Source organism: Janthinobacterium sp. 35, from assembly GCF_002754575.1.
GTDB lineage: Bacteria > Pseudomonadota > Gammaproteobacteria > Burkholderiales > Burkholderiaceae_D > Janthinobacterium > Janthinobacterium tructae.
Genome location: NZ_PEFN01000001.1, coordinates 1,302,755 through 1,319,925, shown reverse-complemented (window position 1 = coordinate 1,319,925; position 17,171 = coordinate 1,302,755). Strand labels below are relative to the sequence as shown.

At 62.4% G+C, this 17,171-nt stretch carries 16 protein-coding genes; 10 read left to right on the top strand and 6 right to left on the bottom strand.

Annotated elements, in window-relative coordinates; all coding sequences use genetic code 11:
* Positions 1-154: 154 nt before the first annotated feature.
* Positions 155-1,921 (bottom strand): glutamine--tRNA ligase/YqeY domain fusion protein, encoded by a 1,767-nt coding sequence (locus tag CLU93_RS05985; RefSeq protein WP_099760376.1) that lies wholly within the window; start codon positions 1,919-1,921, stop codon positions 155-157.
* Between the two features lie 162 nt (positions 1,922-2,083).
* On the opposite strand from CLU93_RS05985, the gene CLU93_RS05980 reads away from it, so the two are divergent.
* From CLU93_RS05980 to CLU93_RS05965, 4 genes are all read left to right on the top strand, one after another.
* Positions 2,084-2,377: a DnaJ domain-containing protein gene (locus tag CLU93_RS05980; protein ID WP_096234166.1), complete on the top strand. Its 294-nt coding sequence runs from the start codon at positions 2,084-2,086 to the stop codon at positions 2,375-2,377.
* A gap of 105 nt (positions 2,378-2,482) precedes the next feature.
* Entirely contained in the window at positions 2,483-2,995 is a 513-nt protein-coding gene (locus tag CLU93_RS05975; RefSeq protein ID WP_099760375.1) for a hypothetical protein, read from the top strand.
* The gene (locus CLU93_RS05970; RefSeq protein WP_099760374.1) at positions 2,985-3,776 is read left to right on the top strand and encodes a hypothetical protein; all 792 of its coding nucleotides are present in this window, start codon (positions 2,985-2,987) and stop codon (positions 3,774-3,776) included. Before CLU93_RS05975 ends, CLU93_RS05970 begins: the two co-directional genes overlap by 11 nt.
* A 19-nt stretch (positions 3,777-3,795) precedes the next feature.
* Positions 3,796-4,668, top strand: coding sequence for a hypothetical protein (locus tag CLU93_RS05965; protein ID WP_099760373.1), 873 nt, complete (start codon positions 3,796-3,798; stop codon positions 4,666-4,668).
* Positions 4,669-4,717: 49 nt separating this feature from the next.
* Here CLU93_RS05965 and CLU93_RS05960 read toward each other — a convergent pair whose 3' ends face one another.
* Positions 4,718-5,620, bottom strand: a complete 903-nt coding sequence (locus tag CLU93_RS05960) for a LysR family transcriptional regulator (RefSeq protein ID WP_099760372.1) — start codon at positions 5,618-5,620, stop codon at positions 4,718-4,720.
* 103 nt (positions 5,621-5,723) lie between these two features.
* Between CLU93_RS05960 and CLU93_RS05955 the strand changes: the two genes are divergently transcribed.
* Positions 5,724-7,010: an MFS transporter gene (locus tag CLU93_RS05955; protein WP_257224895.1), complete on the top strand. Its 1,287-nt coding sequence runs from the start codon at positions 5,724-5,726 to the stop codon at positions 7,008-7,010.
* Positions 7,011-7,015: 5 nt separating this feature from the next.
* On the opposite strand, the gene CLU93_RS05950 is transcribed toward CLU93_RS05955, so the two are convergent.
* Entirely contained in the window at positions 7,016-7,678 is a 663-nt protein-coding gene (locus CLU93_RS05950) for a hypothetical protein (protein ID WP_143451703.1), read from the bottom strand.
* Between the two features lie 164 nt (positions 7,679-7,842).
* On the opposite strand from CLU93_RS05950, the gene CLU93_RS05945 reads away from it, so the two are divergent.
* Positions 7,843-8,169, top strand: a complete 327-nt coding sequence (locus tag CLU93_RS05945) for a hypothetical protein (RefSeq protein ID WP_099760370.1) — start codon at positions 7,843-7,845, stop codon at positions 8,167-8,169.
* 24 nt (positions 8,170-8,193) lie between these two features.
* Here CLU93_RS05945 and CLU93_RS05940 read toward each other — a convergent pair whose 3' ends face one another.
* On the bottom strand, positions 8,194-9,066 hold the full coding sequence (locus CLU93_RS05940; RefSeq protein WP_099760369.1) for a LytR/AlgR family response regulator transcription factor: 873 nt from the start codon (positions 9,064-9,066) through the stop codon (positions 8,194-8,196).
* Positions 9,063-10,166, bottom strand: a complete 1,104-nt coding sequence (locus CLU93_RS05935; protein ID WP_099760368.1) for a sensor histidine kinase — start codon at positions 10,164-10,166, stop codon at positions 9,063-9,065. Before CLU93_RS05935 ends, CLU93_RS05940 begins: the two co-directional genes overlap by 4 nt.
* Before the next feature lie 198 nt (positions 10,167-10,364).
* Here CLU93_RS05935 and ugpQ point away from each other — a divergent pair, with 198 nt between their 5' ends.
* Positions 10,365-11,108 carry a glycerophosphodiester phosphodiesterase gene (gene ugpQ, locus CLU93_RS05930; protein ID WP_099760367.1) on the top strand — a complete coding sequence of 248 codons (744 nt, stop codon included), beginning with the start codon at positions 10,365-10,367 and terminating at the stop codon, positions 11,106-11,108.
* Between the two features lie 107 nt (positions 11,109-11,215).
* On the opposite strand, the gene CLU93_RS05925 is transcribed toward ugpQ, so the two are convergent.
* Positions 11,216-13,285, bottom strand: coding sequence for a TonB-dependent receptor domain-containing protein (locus tag CLU93_RS05925; RefSeq protein ID WP_180287815.1), 2,070 nt, complete (start codon positions 13,283-13,285; stop codon positions 11,216-11,218).
* 159 nt (positions 13,286-13,444) lie between these two features.
* Between CLU93_RS05925 and CLU93_RS05920 the strand changes: the two genes are divergently transcribed.
* The 3 genes from CLU93_RS05920 to CLU93_RS05910 all read left to right on the top strand — a co-directional run bounded on the left by CLU93_RS05920 (position 13,445) and on the right by CLU93_RS05910 (position 17,099).
* On the top strand, positions 13,445-13,903 hold the full coding sequence (locus tag CLU93_RS05920; RefSeq protein WP_099760365.1) for a Fur family transcriptional regulator: 459 nt from the start codon (positions 13,445-13,447) through the stop codon (positions 13,901-13,903).
* A gap of 119 nt (positions 13,904-14,022) precedes the next feature.
* Positions 14,023-16,641: an alanine--tRNA ligase gene (gene alaS, locus CLU93_RS05915; RefSeq protein WP_099760364.1), complete on the top strand. Its 2,619-nt coding sequence runs from the start codon at positions 14,023-14,025 to the stop codon at positions 16,639-16,641.
* A 200-nt stretch (positions 16,642-16,841) separates the two neighbouring features.
* Positions 16,842-17,099: a sulfurtransferase TusA family protein gene (locus CLU93_RS05910; RefSeq protein ID WP_225317265.1), complete on the top strand. Its 258-nt coding sequence runs from the start codon at positions 16,842-16,844 to the stop codon at positions 17,097-17,099.
* Positions 17,100-17,171: the final 72 nt, after the last annotated feature.

Here is a 17,171-nt window from a genome sequence, read left to right as displayed (position 1 = left end):
GGCTGTACCAAGTTGCACAAGCACTAACGACATTGCAAATTGCTCAATAGCTGCCTAATATACAAAATTATCGTGAATATAGTCAACAGGCAATATTTCTGTTGAGAACGAAAAAAAACCGCCGCAGCGGTTTTTTTGGGGATCGTGCGGCGCCTTACTTGGCGGGCTGCCAGCTGTCTTTCAGGGTGACGATGCGGTTGAAGACGGGCTTGCCAGGCTGGCTGTCGACCCGGTCGGCCGCGAAATAGCCGTGGCGCTCGAACTGGAAGCGCTGTTCCGGCTGAGCCAGTTCCGCGCCCGGTTCCAGCCACGCTTGCACCACGTCCTTGGCCAGCGGGTTCAGGGCCAGCTTGAAGTCCTTGCCGCCCGCGTCCGGCTGCGGGTCGGTAAACAAGCGGTCGTACAGGCGTACTTCGGCGGGGATCGCCGTCGCTGCGCTGACCCAGTGCATATTGCCCTTGACCTTGTAGGTCGAGCTGCCTTCCGTGCCCGACTTGCTGTCTTCGAAATAGTTGCAATGCACGGCGATGACCTTGCCGTTTGCATCCTTGTCAAAGCCCGTGCACTCGATCACATAGCCGTAGCGCAGGCGCACGCGGCTGCCTGCCTTGTCGGCTATGGGCGGGTACAGGCGGAAATAGCCCTTGTTCGGCACTTCCATGAAATCGTCTTCCTCGATCCACAGCTCGCGCGAGATGGGGAAGGTGCGCAAGCCGCGCTCGGGGAAGTGCGGGTGCACGGGCGCCGTGCATTCCACGCTGTCGTTTTCAGGGAAATTGTCGATGATCAGTTTCAACGGACGCAGCACGGCCACCGTGCGCGGCGCCTTCGGGTCCAGGTCTTCGCGCAGGCAGCCTTCGAGCACGCTGTAATCGATCCAGCCGTCGGACTTGGTCACGCCCGTGCGTTCGCACATCAATTGAATCGCTTCCGGCGTGTAGCCGCGGCGGCGCATGCCCACCAGGGTCGGCATGCGCGGGTCGTCCCAGCCGTCGACGATGTGCTCTTCCACCAGCTGGCGCAGCTTGCGCTTGCTGGTGACGATGTAGGTCAGGTTCAGGCGCGAGAACTCGAACTGGCGCGGCACCGGTTGCTGGAAGAAGCCGCCGGCCGACAGGGTTTCCAGCAGCCAGTCATAGAACGGGCGGTGATCCTGGAATTCCAGCGTGCAGATCGAATGCGTGATGTTTTCCAGCGCGTCCGAGATCGGGTGCGTGTAGTCGTACATCGGATAGATGCACCAGGCGTCGCCCGTACGGTGGTGATGCGCATGGCGGATGCGGTAGATGGCCGGGTCGCGCAAGTTCATGTTCGGCGAACGCATGGCATCTTCGCTCATCTTCGCGCGCAGGATGTGCTCGCCATCCTTGAATGCGCCCGCCTTCATGGCGCGGAACAGGGTCAGCGATTCGTCGCGCGGACGGTCGCGGAACGGCGAATTCTTGCCGGCCTGGCCGAAATTGCCCCGGTTGGCGGCCATGTCCTCGGCGCTCTGGCTGTCCACATAGGCAAAGCCGGCCGTGATCAGGTACTCGGCCATCGCGTACAGCTGGTCGAAATAATCGCTCGCGTAGTGCAGGTGGCTCTGGCCATCGGCATGCTTCGGTTCCCAGTCAAAGCCCAGCCATTTCACGCTGTCCATGATGGTGTCGACGTATTCCTGCTCTTCCTTCGCCGGATTGGTATCGTCGAAGCGCAGGTTGCACTGGCCGGCGTAATCGCGCGCCAGGCCGAAGTTGACGCAGATCGACTTGGCGTGGCCCACGTGCAGGTAGCCGTTCGGCTCCGGCGGGAAACGCGTGATCACCTGGGGCAGGCCGGGACGCACGTGGGTGCCGGCAGCCAGGTCGGCTTCGATGATGTTACGCAAGAAATTGGGCGCCAGCGCTGGCGCGGCGGTATTCGGTTTATCGTTGCTCATTGATCAATGCGGAAGAGTGACAGTAAAAAGCATTTTACCGTACCGCAAGCGCTTTATAAGCACGTATTTGCCCCCATATCCCAGCATGCAAGCGACGCGGGCGCCGTTCTATAGGATAATCTGCCTTTAATTAGCAAACAAAACGTGACCCCGGAGCCATTTATGGAAAATTTATATAACGTCCTCGGTGTCGCGCCCAATGCCAGCGACGATGAAATCAAGAAGGTTTACCGTTCGCTGGCCATGCGCTTCCACCCCGACCGCAACCAGGCCCCCGGCGCCGAGGCGCGCTTCAAGAGCGTCACCAAGGCGTATGAAATCCTGGCCGACCCGGTCAAGCGCGCCGAATACGACCAGAGCGTGAACCACCGCATCATCATCGATCCGGAAGCGGAAGCCTATGCCCTGTGGTGCGGCGTGTTCCGCCTGCATGGCACAGTACTGCCAGCAGACTAAGCCTGCGGGCGGTCGCCCGGCCAGCCTGAATGATTTGAAAAACAACAAACAATGGTGCTTTTGCTTTTAAGTAAAAGTGCCGCGCATTACATTGGAAAGCACAGCATGAGAAGAGTACACCCTGAATTCGCGTACCAGTCGCGCGAGCTGGAAGGCCAGATCGATGGCATCCTCGGCGACCCGCCAAACCGCAAGAACTATAAAAGCATGGTCGACGCGCTGGTGAGCGAGTACGCCAGCGGCGGCGGCATCGAAGACGTGAACATGCTGGCCTTCGCGCTGGTCGACCACATCACCTTCAGCGACCCGAAAGGCTTGCTGGCCGAAAGCGAAGACTACGAGTTGGGCGACCCGGCCCGCGTGTTCTCGATGGCCACGTGCGCCGCGCCGGAAGCGGCGAAGATGTACGCCGCCATCGAAGAGAGCTTCCCCGACCTGGCGCGCCAGGCCATCATCACGGCCTTTTTGCACAAGAATCCGCGCCTGTGGGACGACGACGACCAGTCGCTCGACCAGCTGGCGGCCAATGACGACGGCGACGACGAGCACGATGAAGACGAAGCCACCGACGATTTCGCCCAGATGTTTGACCAGGATGGAGACGACCATGGCCGATAACAAGGATGATCAAAAGAGTAATCTTCCCGCGCTGACGAAACAGGTCATGGAATTGGTGCTGTCCGGTTCGCTGGGCCACGCCGAGCAGGCGTTTGCGGACGCGGCCGACCAGTACGGCGATCTGGCCGTGGTGGAAGTGCTCAATGCCATCCCGCCGCAAGTGACGGCCCTGCACCTGGCCGGCTTTGACGGCGGCAAGATGTCGCTGGCCACCTTGCTGGTGCCGCCGAAAGCCTGGGCCGACAGCCTGGCCTTCATCGCCGCCACCTGGAGCGACGACCAGATCGAGGATGATCCGGAACGCATCGCCGAGTCGCTGTTCGCGCACATCCACGGCGTGGTGTTTTCCACCGACGACGCCGAGCGCCGCCGCGAGCTGCTGCTCGAAGCGTCCGCCACCGACTGGGGCGCCACCGCGTTCGCCATCCTGTTCTCGATGGCGCCGAAGGAAATCCTCGAAGTGGCGGGCGAAATCGTCATCAAGGGACCGTACGTGACGGGCGTGACCTCGTCCGACAACGACGTCGTGCCGCTGGCCATCGAGCTGGCGCAAGCGAATGAAGACGGCTGGGACCGCTCGCTGTTCGAACTGTTCCCCGACTTCCGCCACAGCGCCGACCTGGCCGATGCCGAATATTCGGACGACCCGGACGAAGAGCCGACCATGTTGCAGCGCAGTACCAAGGAATTGCTGTACCGCCTGCGCAAGCAAGTGCCGAGCACGCGCAGCGCGCCGCGTTCCAGCACGCGCCGCAGCCTGGGCACCGGTATTTTCTCGTAATGAAAGCAGGGAACGTCTAATGCTGCCAGCAATTGTTGTAGAGAATCTTCCGCGCCTGGTGCGCGCCATCAAGCTGTTGCCGAACGACCCGCGCGAAGATGCGGCGCTGGACCTGGCCGACGAGTTGACGGGCATCACGGCCATGGTGGCCGAAAAGTTCACGAATGAACGCACGGCCGACGGCATCCAGAAAGCGCTGTTCCTGACGGTGGGCGGCGTCTCGCTGGGCCTGGAGCAGGCCGTCACGCATGAAGGCGACCAGGCCGCCCTCGATTTCCTCGTCGAGCACGGCGCCGAGCACGCGTTCCAGGTGGGCTTTCGCCTGATCAAGGAATTGTCGCAGCTGCCGGAAGACGCCCTCGTCGGTGAATACGACCAGGACCCCGTCTACCTGCAGCGCCGTTTGCGCGAGCTGTTCATCGATATTTGCCAGGCCGACCCGAACCAGAACTGGGCCGGCTATGAAAAGTATGCGTTGCAATTGCAACAGCGCAAGGAAGTGCAAGCCGTGGTGCGCCTGGCCAGCTGGCTGCGCCGCCACCATGACAACGGCCCCGTCAGCGACAGCGACCTGAATGCCGAGGGCGTCATTGCCGTGGCCATCATCTTCGCCATCGAAGGCGGCGGACGCATCATGGCGCGTACGGGGCAAAAGGAGTTTGAACGCTTCGTGCGTTCCGTGCGCAAGAACAAGCCCGACTTCGAGGAAGGCTGGGCCGCTTTGGTGGCCAAGGTGCCTGTGCAGCATCACCCCGTGTTGCTCGACCGCATAGAATCCTACCGCCGCAGCTGCACCGTCGTGCATAAAATCCTCACGCGGGCCAGCATGAAAAGCCTGTTCGAGGACCTGGAAAACTATGCGGGTTCGGAGCTGGACGCGGATTATTCCTGATGCGAGCAATTGTCGGCTTACGCCCTTCGGGCTAAGCCGACATTGCAGCTTATGCTCCCCCTTCCAGCGCCGCTGCCTCGGCCAGTTTGACGAACGCCGCTACCAGCGGCGACGTCTCTTCTTCCCTTTGTGCCAGTAACAAACTGGTGGTCGCCTGCGGGTCGGCGATAGGGCGGTAGCACACGCCATCCATGCGGATGCGGTCGAACGAGGCGGGCAGCACGGAAATGCCGCAGCCGGCCGCCACCAGGCCGATGATGGTCGACGCTTCGCCCGCTTCCTGCGTTACCTGGGGCACGAAGCCGGCCGCCTTGCACAGGCGGAAGATCTGCGGATAAATCCCCGTGCCCGCATCCTTGGGGTACATCACAAAACCTTCGCCCGCCATGTCGGCAATGGCAATCGCCTCCTTGGCCGCCAGCGCGTGGGCGACGGGCAGCACAAGGAACAGCGGGTCCTGGCGCAGTTGCGTCAGCTTGATATCAGATGGATACGTCGTTTCCGGCGGTCGCACGAAACCCAGGTCCATCGTCCTGCCCGAGATCGCTTCCAGTTGATGCAGGGTCGCCATTTCGTGCAAGGTCAGGGTGACGTGCGGGAATTGCTGGCGGTAGCGGTTGATGACGGTGGCGAAGTAAGGCGTAAACGGCGTGGAAAACGTAAAGCCGATGCGCAACTCGCCCGCCTCGCCCCGCTGCGCCCGGCGCGCCGTGACGGCCGCCTGTTCCGACAGGGCCAGGATGCGCCGCGCATCGTCGAGGAACAGCGCACCCGCCTGCGTCAGGCGCACGGAGCGCTTGTTGCGCTCGAACAACTGCGCGCCCAGTTCCGCTTCCAGCGCCTGGATTTGCTGGCTCAGCGGTGGCTGGCCGATGTGCAGGCGTTCGGCCGCGCGCGTGAAGTGCAGCTCTTCGGCGACGGCGACAAAGTAACGCAGGTGGCGCAGTTCCATATCAGTAATATTTTAAAAGTATGAGTTGGGCCTTGAATATATATTGGACGATATGAGTTGGCAATCCTAACATGCAGATTCGCTTCTCTTTTGAAACACGGCCATGTCTGATTCATCGCTCGCTTTTGCCCCCGCTGCCGCATCGGCCATCCCGGTTTCCGCTCCTGGTCCCGGTCCCGCTCCCCGTTCGGCCATCGCCAAGGGGTCGATTGAATTCAAGCGCAGCAACCGCGCCCTGTTCTTCGGCGGCTTTTCCACTTTCAGCTTGCTGTACTGCATCCAGCCCCTGTTCCCGCTGTTGTCGCAGCAGTTCCACCTGACGCCGGCGCAGAGCAGCTGGTCGCTGTCCGTGTCGAGCGGCTTGCTGGCCATTTCCTTGGTGCTGCTGAGCGCCGTCTCGGACCGCATCGGCCGCAAGCCCTTGATGGTGGCGTCGATGTTTTCTGCCGCCATATTGACGATTTTGTCCGCCTTCGCGCAGGATTACGCGCAGCTGCTGGCGATCCGCGCGGCGCTGGGCGTGGCCCTGGGCGGCATGCCGGCCGTGGCCATGGCTTACCTGGGCGAGGAAATCGAGGGGCCGTCGCTGGGACTGTCGATGGGCTTGTATATTGCGGGCAGCGCGTTTGGCGGCATGTCGGGGCGCCTGATCGCCTCCATGCTCAGCGATTTCCTCTCGTGGCGCTGGGCCCTGGGCGTGCTGGGCGTGGCCGGCGTGCTGGCGGCGGCGGAATTCTGGCGCAGCCTGCCCGCATCGAAAAACTTCGTGCCCAGTACCCGTGGCTGGAATGCCTTGCCGCACGCCATCAAACAGCATTTTTCCGACCGCGGCTTGCCGTGGCTGTTTTGCCTGGCATTCCTGCTGATGGGCTGTTTTGTCAGCCTGTATAACTACATCGGTTACCGCCTGCTGGCCGCGCCGTTCAACTTGCGCCAGAGCACGGTCGGCTTGCTGGCCTTTTTGTACCTGATCGGCATCTTCAGTTCCGTCTGGGCGGGACGCCTGGTGGACCGCCTGGGGCGCCGCGGCGTGCTGTGGATCATGCTGTCGGTGATGCTGGCCGGCATTCTGCTGACCCTGTTCGACTCGCTGCCGCTGATCGTCATCGGCATGGCGCTCGCCACCTTCGGCTTCTTCGCCTCGCACTCGATCGCCAGCAGCTGGGTCAGCCGCCGCGCGCGCGCGCCGCAGGCGCTGGCTTCGGCCTTCTATCTGCTGTTCTATTACCTCGGTTCGAGCCTGATCGGTTCCGCCTCGGGCATGATGTGGGGCTTCGACGGCTGGACGGGCGTCATCATCATGCTGGGCCTGTGCCTGGGCGGCGGCGTGCTGATCGCCTTGCGCCTGCGCCATCTGCAGCCGCTGGGCGCGCGCGAAGCGGTGGGCTGAGACGGCTATTTGGGACAGTTGCCGATCATCGTTTCCCCCTGCTTGCCCGCGCGCGTGGTCACGCACAAGGTGCCCAGCGCGCTGGTGATTTTATACGTGCGGCTGCCCTTGGCTGCATTCGCACCCACTTCCTCGATTTTTGACGCTTCATACCATTTCGGCGGCACGGCCGCGAAGGCCTCGGCAAAGCCTTGCTGCATGCGCTTGAAGCCCGTGTCGTCCAGTTTTTGTTCGCCGCGCTGCGGGAATTCCTTGCGCAACTCCCTGTCGATCTTGCCCACGTCGCGTTTGGCTTGCGCCAGGATCTCGGCCGCGCTGGGCGCTGCCGGCGCCGTGATCGCTTCCGGTGTTACCGGCGCTGGCGCTGGCGCCTGCGCGACGCTGGCGGCGGGCAGGGGGCGGCTGACGGGCGCCAAGATGGGCAAATTCGGCAGGCGTGGCACGCGCGCGGTGGCTGGTTTGATGCTGGGCAAGGGCAGGGGCTTGGGCGGCACCGGGAGCGTGTGGCGCAGCCAGCTGATGGCCGGACCTTGCGGCAGGTTCTCGTCAGAGGCAATGCGCGGTCGCGACTGCACGATGACATAGGCCAGTCCCGCGTGCAGCAGGACGATCAGCAGCAAGCCGGGCGCGCGGCGGGGCAGGATGGGCAGCGAGGTCATGGAGGGCACGGTGGTTCAGGTACGCCAATGTATCCGAGGTATTTGAATATTATCTAAAATGTCACAAGCACTTACAAAAAAGTGCCTCATGGAAATTTCAATGCCTTGGCGGGCGGTGGGGAACCTTGGATCGGCCTGACGATCCAACTGCAGATAGCATGGGAGGACACATCATGATGCAGGTAAAGGAAGTGGCACGGCGCTTTGGCGCCATCGAACACGCGATCGGCCAGGCGGCCCAGCTGTGCGGCAAACAGCAGGGCATGCCCATGGATTTGAAAGATTGCATCAACCAGATGGACCAGCAAAAAAGTGCAGTGCGGCAAGCCATCGACACGCAAGACGATGCGCGCATCCGCCAGGCCGTCGACCAGATGGAGTCGCTGGGCGACCGCGCCAAGCGGGCCTGTGGCACGGCGTCCAGCGTGACGCCGGAAATGAAGAGCGCCGTGCTCAAGGTGCACGATGAATTGTCGGACCTGAAGCATCAGCTGCACTAGGTGTTGCCAGGTGTTGCAAGCGTTTTACATCTGGCGGAACAGATGGGCATACAAGGGACTGACGCGCAGCTGCGCCGGGTGCTGGCGCAGGGTCAGCGACAGCTTGCCTGCGTCGTCGCGCACGGCCGTGGCGATGGCGCTGGCGTTGACGATGGTGCCCCGGTGGATTTGCCAGAATTGTTGCGGGTCCAGCTGGGGCAAGAGTTCCTTCAGGCTGGTGCGTATCAGTGCTTCGCTGTCCTGGCACACGACGTTGATGTATTTGTCCAGCGCTTCGAAATACACGACGTCCGCCAGGGCGATCATGCGCACGCTGTTGCCGACGGCCGCCCGTATCATTTGCAGGCGCGGCGCCGGCGGCAGCATGGCTTGTAGCTGGCTCAGCAGTCGGGCCAGGTTGTCGTCGCTGGCGGACGCTGTTGTTTCCGTCGACGCCAAGGGTGCCGTCGTGGTGGATGCCGCTGGGGTTGCTGTTGTTGTAGCGTTGCCGTTGCCAACGCTGCTGTCGCGCAGGCGCTGCTGCAGGCGTTCCACCGTCTTGCCCAGGCGTGCATCGTTGACGGGTTTTAGCACGTAATCGGCGGCCGCATGTTCGAAGGCGGCCAGTGCGTATTCATCGTAGGCCGTGACGAACACGATGTGGGGAAACGCAATACCGTCGGGCCACTGCTCCGCCAGTTCTTCGGCCGCTTCCAGGCCCGTCTTGCCTGGCATCTTGATGTCGAGAAAGAGGATGTCGGGCTGCAGTGCCAGACCTTGCCGCAAGGCTTCCACGCCGTTGGGGCAGGTGGCGACAATGTCGAGTTCCGGCCACAGCCGCTGCAAGGCGTGCGTGAGGGTGGCGGCAAGGATGGGTTCGTCTTCGGCGATCAGGGCGCGCGGGATGTGGTGGCTCATGCGAGGGGACTCGTGATGGTGGGTGGAAGGGGGAGTGTCAGGCGGGCGACGACGCCTGCCGGATGGTTGGCGGCCAGCGACAGGCTGGCGGCATCGCCATGCATGCCGCGCAGGCGTTCGCGGATATTCGCCACGCCAAGGTGCGTGCCCTTGGTCTGGCCCGGATGATCGAGGCCCAGGCCATCGTCGGCAACCGTCAGGATCAGCACGCCGCCTTCCGTGGACGCTTGCACGTGGATATGGCCGCCTTCGATCTTTGGTTCGAGGCCGTGCTGGATGGCGTTTTCCACCAGCGGCTGCAGCAGCATGGGTGGCACTTTGATATCGCGCAAGGCCGCAGGCAAGTCCAAGGTAAAGCGCAGGCGCGCGCCCATGCGGGTGGACATCAGGCCCAGGTAGGCTTGCATCAGGGAAAACTCCTGCTCCAGGGTGGTGGACCCGGCACGCGAGGAAGAGAGGGTGGCGCGCAGATACTGGATCAATTGATCGAGCAGCAGCTGGGCGCGGTCCGGATCAAAGCTGATCAGGCCCTGCAGATTGGCCAGCGTGTTGAACAGCATGTGCGGTTCGATCTGCGCTTGAAGCAGTTGCAGTTGCGCTTGCATGGCCTGGCGCGCCACGGATTCGGCGCGGGCTTTTTCCTGGGCCGCCTCCATTTGCAGGCGCGCAATTTTTTCGCGGCTGCCGAAGAACAGGATGGCCGCTCCAGCCGCCGCCAAGGTGAACACCGTCATGCCGACATTGCGTGGCGACATGGAAACGGGCGCGGGCACGTCGATATTGGCCAGCCAGCCGAACAGCATGGTGCCGCCAACTTGCGCCACGGCGGCGCTGACGATGATGAGGGTAGTGAAGGGCAGCAATGGGACGCGCCGCTGTTCGCCCCAGCACGCCAGGCGGATGCCGTCGATGAGCAGGAAAGCAATACTGCCGATGCACATCGAGGCCAGCAGGTTGAGCCAGAAGCTTTGTCCGCCGCTCAGCACGAAGGTGATGAAGAGGGCACACAGCACATTGAGCAGCAGCGCATAGCGGGCATCGCCCAGCAGGCGCCGGTAGGGAAAGCCCGTCTTGCGCGGGGCTGCGTCGGTAGTGTGCATGCGGGACTGCTTTCAGGTGGATGCTCGGGTTGGCAATGCGGCAATTATGGGCGGCTCTGCACGCGGGCGCAACGCGGTTGCGACGAAACCGTGCGGATGTGGCGCCAATCGCGGGATCGTGTCCTTTACACAGTGGCGCTTGCGCGCGATGATGGCACGACGTCTTGATCGACAACCTCATCACGATAAAGGAACAGCATGTGGCCCTATCCACGCACCCTGGCGCACCGCGGCGGCGGTACCCTGGCGCCTGAAAACACCCTGGCCGCCCTGCGCTGCGGCCTGGCCTACGGCTACCGCGCCGTGGAGTTCGACGTCATGCTGGCGTCCGACGGCGTGCCCGTCGTCGTGCACGACCCGGAACTGGGCCGCACGGTGGCCGGCAGCGGCCATGTCAACGATTACACGGCCGCGCAGCTGGGCGCCATGGAAGCGGGCGCCTGGTTCGGCCCGCAGTTCGCAGGCGAGGGCGTGCCAACGTTCGACGCCGTGGTGGACTATTGCAAGGCGCAGCGCATCTGGATGAATATCGAAATCAAGCCGGCGTCCGGCGTTGACGTGGCCACGGGCGCGGCGGTGGCGCGGGCCACGCGCGATTATTTCGCAAAGGAAATTGCTGCAGGAGAGCTATTGCCGCTGCTATCGTCGTTCAGCATCGCCGCACTGGAAGCGGCGCGCCAGGCGGCGCCGGAACTGGCGCGCGGCTGGCTGGTCGAAGCCATTCCCGCTGGCTGGGAGCGCATGGCGAAGGAACTGGGTGTGGTGGCGATCCATTGCGACCATCAGCAACTGACGCACGCGCTGGCGCTGGCAGTCAAGGAGGCGGGATACGGGCTATTCTGCTACACCGTCAACACCCCGGAACGGGCCAGCGAGCTGCTGGCCTGGGGCGTGGATGGGTTTTGCACGGACCGGATCGATATTATTCCATCCATGGCGTAGGTCGGATTAGTGGGGCAAAGCCCCGCGTAATCCGACAACATTGTTGACGTTATTGGTGTTGTCGGCTTACGCGCTTGCGCGCTAAGCCGACCTACGTTTCAAACAGCTTAAAAAGTCACGCGCATTCCTACGGTGACATTGCGCCCCATCAACGGCGCCGCGTTCTTGATGAACGAGGTATGGCTGTACGCCAGTTCATTCGTCAGGTTGTTCGCCTTGATGTAGAACTGGGCCGGCGTCGTGCCGATGCGCGTGTCGTAGTTGGCGGACAGGTTCAGCATGTTGTAGCCCGGGGTTGCCGTTTCAAACGCGGCGACCTTGTCTTGCTTGCCCACGCGGTAGAACTCGGCCACGCCGCTCCACGCCTGCCAGTTGGCGTCAACTTTGACGCCGACGCGCTGGGCCGGGATGCGCGGCAAGTTTTTATTGTTGCCTGCGCCACCGTCGGCCAGCTTGGCCCGCACATAGTCGCCGAACACGCTGGCGCCGAACATGGGGTTCAGCTGCTGGCGGATTTGCCCTTCCACGCCCGTAAACGTGGCGTCGCGCTGGGCGTACTGGATCAGCTGGAAGCCTTCGTGGTTGTCCAGCGTGGAGCCGAAGATGTAGTTGTCGACCTTGTTGCGGTAAGCGCTGGCCGAGAACGTCGTGGCGCCTGCATATTTGCGCAAGGTCAAGTCGATATTGTTCGACGTTTCCTTGCCCAGGTTTTGATTGCCCAGCTCATACGTGGCCGTGGCCATGTGCACGCCGTGCGCATACAATTCCTCGGCGCTGGGCAAACGGTGCGTGCGCGAGATGGTCGACCCCAGGGAATACTGGGGCGCGAATTTCCACACGGCGCCCAACGAGACGGACGTGCCCTTGGCGCTGCGGTCCTGCAAGGTGGCGCTGTCGACCGTGATGTCTTGCCATTCGTGGCGCAAGCCAGCCTCGAAGCGCCATTGGTCGAGCTTGTATTCTTCCACCAGGAAGGCCGCGTGTTTTTTGGTCACCGTTGGCGCTACATACGCTTCTTCGCCCAGGGCGGAGAAATCGCGCTTCGATGTTTGCAGGCCCACCACGCCGCGCCAGCCGAAGACGGGATGGTGTTCCATTTCCAGGCGCGCGTCGTGGCCCTTGTTCTTGAACGTGGTGGCAATTTCCGTGCCTTCGATTTCGTCGTGCTTGTAGTCGGTGAACGCGGCGCGCAGGCGCAGCTTGGCGAAGCCGGGCACGGGATCGCGCAATTCGCCGCGCACATCCCAGCGCTCGCTCTTCAGTTTTACGTAGGGAACGGCACCATCTTCGTGGTCGTGGTCATGTTCCTCTTCAGCACCGTGGTCGTGGCCTTCGTGGCCGCCGCAATGCAGGTGCGTGCCATGCGGGTGGCAGCTTGCGAATTCATGGTTGTGGCCAGGCAAGCCGTATTGCGCGTGCTGGCTGGTGAAGGCCAGGCCCAGGAAGCCGCGTTGACCCACCCACGACACGCCCACGCTGCCCGTGTCCGTCTTGTTGTAGCTGCCGGCCACCTTGGAGCCGCCTTCCCAGCCGCTGCCGACCTTGTATTCCTTCGCATCGCGCTTGACGCCTTCCGCGTGGAAAGCGATGTTGCCGGAGCCGCCAGTCACTTCAAAGGCGCCCGCTTTTTCGCGCGCGGCCGAATTGGCGCGCACTTCCGCGCTGCCTTCGAAACCTTTTGCTGGCACGCGCGTGGGGATTTTCTTGTCGATCACATTGACGACGCCGCCGACGGCGCCGCCGCCATAGGCCAGCGCGGACGGGCCGCGCAAGACTTCAATCTGTTCCGACAGCATCGGCTCGGCCGCGACAGCATGGTCGGGGCTGATGGTCGACGCATCCTGCACTTCGGCGCCGTCGGACAACACCTTGACGCGCGGGCCATCCATGCCGCGGATGATGGGACGGCTGGCGCCGGCGCCGAAATGGCTGGAGGTGATGCCGGGTTGTCCCGCCAGGGTCTCGCCCAGGGTCGCAGCCCTTGCCAGCACCAGTGCTTCGCCTTCCAGTACGGTCACTGGCGTGCTCATGTCGTCGCTGCCCAGGGCCAGGGCGCTGGCCGAAACGGTGACGGCTGGCAAGGTGGCGGTTTGCTGCGCCAGGGCGCTGGCAGGGGCGGCAAAGGCCAACATGATGGCCAGCGCGAGGGGAGTTGGTTGTTGAGGACGGACGGACATGGGCAAGAGTTCCTTTATCGGCTATCGGTGTTTGCGGGGTTTGGGCAGGCGCTTGCCGGATGGGGTGACTGCCCGAAGATGATAATGATAACCCATTATCATTACTGTGTGACAGTTTTCCGGGCAGGAGATGCAGGCGGATGGTGTATTCTGTCGGCTATGGAACGCACAACACGTCAAAAAACCGCTATACAAGCCGCCATCGAGTCGGCCCAGCGCCCCCTGTCGGCGCAGGAAATTCTCGAGCAGGCCAGCTTGCAAGTGACGCAGCTGGGCATCGCCACCGTTTACCGCAATTTAAAATCGCTGGTGCTGGAAGAAAAAGTGCACGTGGTGACCTTGCCGGGCGAAAACCCGCGCTACGAGTCGAACACGGCCGCCAATCATCACCACCACCATTTCCAGTGCACCACCTGCCAGCGCGTGTTCGACGTGCATGATTGCCCGGGCGACTTGAAGCGCATGGCGCCGCAAGGCTTTGTCGTCGAGCGCCACGAACTGACCCTGTACGGCCGCTGCGCCGACTGCAATACCGCCGCCGGCGCCACGGCCGCAGCGGGGAGCGCCGCAGTTGCCACCACTGTGCACGCCTGTGCCAGCCACCACGACCCGGCCTGAGCTGGCAGGCTGTCGATGTTGGCACGGGCGCAACAATGCCCTGGCCAGCCGTCATTGCCGCACCCCATATCACGTATAATCTTCCCTTTAAAGCTGCCGCCACTTTTTGCCAAAAAAACATGAAATCATCTGAAATCCGCGACAAGTTCCTCAAATTTTTCGAATCCAAGGGCCATTCCATCGTCCGTTCCAGCTCCCTGGTGCCAGGCAACGATCCGACCTTGCTGTTGACGAACAGCGGCATGGTGCAATTCAAGGATGTGTTTACGGGCACGGACAGCCGTCCGTACACGCGTGCCACCTCGGTGCAGCGCTGCGTGCGCGCCGGCGGCAAGCACAACGATCTGGAAAACGTCGGCTACACGGCGCGCCACCATACGTTCTTTGAAATGCTGGGCAACTTCAGCTTCGGCGACTATTTCAAGCGCGACGCGATTCAATACGCGTGGGAACTGCTGACCAAGGTGTATGGCTTGCCAGCTGACAAACTGACCGTCACCGTCTACATCGAAGATGACGAAGCGTACGACATCTGGGCGAAAGAAATCGGCGTGCCCGTCGAGCGCATCATCCGCATCGGCGACAACAAGGGGGCGCGCTACGCGTCGGACAATTTCTGGCAGATGGCCGATACGGGCCCATGCGGTCCGTGCACGGAAATCTTCTACGACCACGGCGCGGACATTCCTGGCGGCCCGCCGGGCTCGCCGGACGAAGATGGCGACCGTTTCATTGAAATCTGGAACCTGGTGTTCATGCAGTTCAACCGCGACGAAGCGGGCGTCATGCACAAGTTGCCGAAGCCGTGCGTCGACACGGGCATGGGCATGGAGCGCCTGGCCGCCGTGCTGCAGCACGTGCATTCGAACTATGAGATCGACCTGTTCCAGCATTTGATCCGCGCCGCCGCGCGCGAAACGGGCGCCACGGATCTGGAAAACAAGTCGCTGCGCGTGATCGCCGACCACATCCGCTCCGCCGCCTTCATGATCGTCGACGGCGTCATTCCGGGCAGCGAAGGCCGCGCGTATGTCTTGCGCCGCATCATCCGCCGCGCCCTGCGCCATGGCCACAAGCTGGGCCAGACCAAACCTTTCTTCTACAAGCTGGTGGCGGACCTCGCCATCGAGATGGGCGGCGCCTATCCGGAGCTGGAAGACGCGAAAGAAAACGTCGCCAACATGCTCAAAGCCGAGGAAGAGCGTTTCGGCGAAACCCTGGAAACGGGCATGAAAGTGCTGGAAGCGCAGCTGGCCAAGGATGCCACGGGTATCGACGGCGCCACCGCGTTTACTTTGTACGAAACGTACGGCTTCCCGCCGGACCTGACGGCCGACATTTGCCGCGAACGCAATATCACGTTCGACCAGGTGGGCTACGACGCGGCCCTGAAGGAAAGCCAGGAACTGTCGCGCAAGGGCGGCAAAACGCACAAGGACAGCAAGGTCGAGTACACGGGCGAGAAAAACAAATTCGTCGGCTACGATCAATTGACGTTCAGCAGCAAGGTCGTGGCGCTGTACGCGGCCGGCACGCCGGTCACGGAACTGAAGGCCGGTGAAGCGGGCATCGTGGTGCTCGACACCACGCCGTTCTACGCGGAATCGGGCGGCCAGGTGGGTGATCAGGGCGTGATCGCCTCGGGCGCGGGCAGCTTTGCCGTCAGCGACACCTTGAAAGTCCAGGCGGACGTGTTCGGCCACCATGGCGTGCTGGAGTCCGGCACCTTGAGCGTGGGCGACGCCGTCTCGGCGCAAGTCGATACGGCCAAGCGCGCGCGCACCATCCGCAACCACTCGGCCACGCACTTGATGCACAAGGCCCTGCGCGAAGTGCTGGGCAGCCACGTGGCGCAAAAGGGCTCGCTGGTCGACCCGGACAAGACCCGTTTCGACTTCAGCCACCATGCGCCGATGACGGCGGAACAGATCGTCGCCGTGGAAACCATCGTCAACAAAGAGATCCTGGAAAACCGCGCCACGCAAGCCCACCTGATGTCGTTTGACGATGCTGTCAAGCATGGCGCGATGGCCCTGTTCGGCGAGAAATACGGCGACGAAGTGCGCGTGCTCGACATCGGCAGCTCGAAAGAGCTGTGCGGCGGCGTCCACGTGCAGCGCACGGGCGATATCGGTCTGTTCAAGATCATCGGCGAAAGCGGCGTGGCCGCCGGCATTCGCCGCGTGGAAGCGGTGACGGGCGAGGGCGCGCTGGCGCTGGTGCAAACCATCAACCGCCGCCTGGTCGAAGCAGCGCAAGCGCTGAAGGCGCAGCCGGAAGAGCTGACTGCCCGTATCGGACAGGTGCAGGACCATGTGAAGGCGCTGGAGAAGGAACTGGCTGCGCTGAAATCGAAACTGGCTTCCGGCCAGGGCGATGAGTTGGTTACGCAAGCCGTCGATGTGAACGGCATCAAGGTGCTGGCCGCCGTGCTCGATGGCGCCGATGTGGCCCGTCTGCGCGAAACCATGGACAAGCTGAAAGACAAGCTGAAGACGGCTGCCATCGTGCTGGCCAGCGTGACGGATGGCAAGGTCAGCCTGATCGCCGGCGTCACGGCGGACGCCACTTCCCGTGTCAAAGCGGGCGAACTGGTGAACTTCGTTGCACAGCAAGTGGGCGGAAAAGGCGGCGGACGCCCCGATATGGCGCAAGCGGGCGGTACCGATCCGAGTGGTCTGGCGAATGCCCTGGCCGGCGTACCGGCCTGGGTCGGCGAACGCGCGACACAGGCGTAAGCTAGAGGACATGCGGGGTTTGCGCCCCACAGCCCCTTGAAAACGGCCCGCAGACGATGTTTGCGGGCCGTTATTTCTTTTGGAATCCCGTTGTGACCCCACAACAGCCGATGAACTATTTTGGTGCAGCGCGTCAATGCCCCTGATTTAGAGTAGTATGTCGAAAATCAGTACAACAAAACAATGGTGGGATATTGATGATGAGCGACACACTACTTGATACCGAGATTATGGAATTTCACAAAGAACTCGACGCGCGCGGCTTGAATTGCCCGTTGCCGATTCTGAAGGCGAAAAAGGCTTTGTCAGAGCTGCAGAGTGGGGAAGTGCTGCGCATCATGGCAACCGATCCCGGTTCCGTGCGTGACTTTCAGGCTTTCGCCAAGCAAACGGGCAATGCCCTGCTGTCGCATGTGCAGACGGGCACCGAATTCGTCTTCCTGATGCAACGCAAATAATTCTGCCAGCCGGGGCCGCCGTGGCGCGGCCTGGTTTTCCTTCCCTTGCCGGCTTTTTTGCTGCCCTGCAGC

Coding starts and splice junctions, on each gene's coding strand:
- CLU93_RS05945 (WP_099760370.1), top strand. CDS start 7,843: ATGATGCAGGTAAAGGAAGTGGCACGGCGCTTTGGCGCCATCGAACAC.
- CLU93_RS05960 (WP_099760372.1), bottom strand. CDS start 5,620: ATGGAACTGCGCCACCTGCGTTACTTTGTCGCCGTCGCCGAAGAGCTG.
- CLU93_RS05965 (WP_099760373.1), top strand. CDS start 3,796: ATGCTGCCAGCAATTGTTGTAGAGAATCTTCCGCGCCTGGTGCGCGCC.
- CLU93_RS05925 (WP_180287815.1), bottom strand. CDS start 13,285: ATGTCCGTCCGTCCTCAACAACCAACTCCCCTCGCGCTGGCCATCATG.
- ugpQ (WP_099760367.1), top strand. CDS start 10,365: ATGTGGCCCTATCCACGCACCCTGGCGCACCGCGGCGGCGGTACCCTG.
- CLU93_RS05975 (WP_099760375.1), top strand. CDS start 2,483: ATGAGAAGAGTACACCCTGAATTCGCGTACCAGTCGCGCGAGCTGGAA.
- CLU93_RS05955 (WP_257224895.1), top strand. CDS start 5,724: ATGTCTGATTCATCGCTCGCTTTTGCCCCCGCTGCCGCATCGGCCATC.
- CLU93_RS05940 (WP_099760369.1), bottom strand. CDS start 9,066: ATGAGCCACCACATCCCGCGCGCCCTGATCGCCGAAGACGAACCCATC.
- CLU93_RS05980 (WP_096234166.1), top strand. CDS start 2,084: ATGGAAAATTTATATAACGTCCTCGGTGTCGCGCCCAATGCCAGCGAC.
- CLU93_RS05920 (WP_099760365.1), top strand. CDS start 13,445: ATGGAACGCACAACACGTCAAAAAACCGCTATACAAGCCGCCATCGAG.
- CLU93_RS05910 (WP_225317265.1), top strand. CDS start 16,842: ATGAGCGACACACTACTTGATACCGAGATTATGGAATTTCACAAAGAA.
- CLU93_RS05970 (WP_099760374.1), top strand. CDS start 2,985: ATGGCCGATAACAAGGATGATCAAAAGAGTAATCTTCCCGCGCTGACG.
- CLU93_RS05935 (WP_099760368.1), bottom strand. CDS start 10,166: ATGCACACTACCGACGCAGCCCCGCGCAAGACGGGCTTTCCCTACCGG.
- CLU93_RS05985 (WP_099760376.1), bottom strand. CDS start 1,921: ATGAGCAACGATAAACCGAATACCGCCGCGCCAGCGCTGGCGCCCAAT.
- alaS (WP_099760364.1), top strand. CDS start 14,023: ATGAAATCATCTGAAATCCGCGACAAGTTCCTCAAATTTTTCGAATCC.